The 2036-nt window shown below is 30.2% G+C and carries 2 protein-coding genes; one reads left to right on the top strand and one right to left on the bottom strand.

The features are described from left to right. Window positions 1–136: 136 nt before the first annotated feature. Entirely contained in the window at window positions 137–514 is a 378-nt protein-coding gene (locus ACSV4D_RS18060; protein WP_054724508.1) for a winged helix-turn-helix transcriptional regulator, read from the bottom strand. Window positions 515–596: 82 nt separating this feature from the next. Between ACSV4D_RS18060 and ACSV4D_RS18055 the strand changes: the two genes are divergently transcribed. Further along, the gene (locus ACSV4D_RS18055; RefSeq protein WP_439229384.1) at window positions 597–1424 is read left to right on the top strand and encodes an alpha/beta hydrolase; all 828 of its coding nucleotides are present in this window, start codon (window positions 597–599) and stop codon (window positions 1422–1424) included. Window positions 1425–2036 lie beyond the last annotated feature (612 nt).

The raw sequence follows: 2036 nt of genomic DNA, 5'->3' as shown, positions 1-2036 counted from the left end.
AACTTTCTATTTTTGTAGAAAATTAAAATTTCACACCAAATGAGAAAAATAAAACTATTTATAGCAACCAGTTTAGATTTTCCATATACTAGAATGTTAGCCATAAGTTAAAAAAAACGTAGGTCTAAAAAGAAACTTAAGAAATAGAGTGAGCAGAAATCCTTTTGCCATCTGCGTACAATTTCCCCCAATCACAAAGACTTTCTAAAATAGGAACTAAATCCAAGCCTTTATTGGTCAAAACATATTCTATTCCAACAGGTACTGTATTTGGAATTTCTTTTTTAATTAATATGGCGTGTGTTTCCAATTCCTTTAATTGTCTTGCCAAAACAGTTTCCGAAATATTGGGCAACTCTTGCTGTATCAAATGAAATCGATTGTTGCCTTGAGAAATGGAATAAACAATCTGTGATTTCCAACGACCATTTATCATTGCAATTGCCGAATTTAACTCACAAACTTGAAATAGGAACTGTTCGTTGACATAATTTGTCGATTGTTTTTTTCTCATAATCAATAGTATATAGACTAACAATTTTGTTAGTTATTGTTTCAAAAATAGTCTTTTAAGATCTTTGACAAAAATATAAAAAATGAAAAATATCGTTTTAATTACAATATCTATGGTTTTGACACAATCGCTTTTTGCTCAAAAAGTTTTTAGCATAAAATCAGATAAATTGGAAAGAACAGTTTCTGTTTCTGTACAAAAACCAACAAACTATCAATCTTCAAAAAGCTATCCTTTGGTTTTTATGCTTCACGGTTATAGTGAAAATTATGAACAATGGAGTAAAACAACCGATTTGGAAAAATTAGCAACGGATTATCAAATGATTTTAGTCTGTCCAGAAGGTTTCGTCAACTATTATTTGAATAGTCCAAATTTAAAAACCTTTCAATACGAAGATTTCTTTTTCCAAGAACTTGTTCCTAACATTGAGGAAAAATATAATATTAACAAAAAGAATATTTTTATAACTGGTTTGAGCATGGGAGGCTATGGAGCTTTGAGTTTATTCATAAAGCATTCTGAATTTTTCAATACTGCTGCTTCTACAAGTGGAGCTCTTGAATTTGATTACGAAAACTTAAAAAAAGTCAGCTTAAAATTCTTTGAAAGTGAAAGAATGACAAACGATATGGAAATGACATTGGGAAACCCGAAAGAAAATGATTGGCAAAAGTTTAGCATTTCATCTTTGTTAAAAAACCAAAAGGAATTTAATAAAGGTTTTTTTATTGATTGTGGTTTAGATGACCCTTTACTCTCAAACACCATACAAATTAAGGAATTGGCTTTGTCTAAAAAATTACCGATAAGATTTTCAATTCAACCCGGAGAACACAATACTGAATATTGGGCGAAATCCGTTGAATACCATTTTGTATACTTCAAGCAACATCTGAAAACTGAATAGTAAAAATCTGTGGCTAAGGCTAACAATATAACGAACGACACTGTAGAAACCAATGAAGTACAATAAAGTAAAACCATACAAAGAATTAGAACCTTTTATTCATTTCTATTAGGAACTGAGAGGGCACAATCTAGAAAGACAATGGGCATAGGTTTTTCCAGATGGTTGTGCTGGTATAGTAATAAATCTGTGAGATACTTGCTTGATTGACAACGGCTCGACTTTAATGGAGTTTGGGAAACTTACGTTGTTGTTGCAATAACTTCTTTAATAGACAGCTTTATTGACACTGATGTACGTTTAAGGTATGTGCCTTAAACCTGCAACTTTTTACAAATTTCTATAAAGATCCTCTCAAAAGGAATTGACTAAAGACACCGTGAATTGGAAAAATATAAATCATTTAACCTTGATAAAATATAGAAAATCCGTTTAATTATTTTGATCATTTTTACTCCGAAAAAATAATTACCCAATCCAAGCAATTGTTATATTTATCCTCCGACCTTTAAAATGTCGCATTTTTCCAAAGAAAAACACTAGTCAACTTTCTATTTTTGTAGAAAATTAAAATTTCACACCAAATGAGAAAAATAAAACTATTTATAGCAA

The sequence above is a fragment of the Flavobacterium sp. ARAG 55.4 genome (assembly GCF_051846875.1).
GTDB lineage: Bacteria > Bacteroidota > Bacteroidia > Flavobacteriales > Flavobacteriaceae > Flavobacterium > Flavobacterium plantiphilum.
Note: the sequence above shows the minus strand (reverse complement) of the source record. Positions and strands in the feature narration are given on the sequence as shown.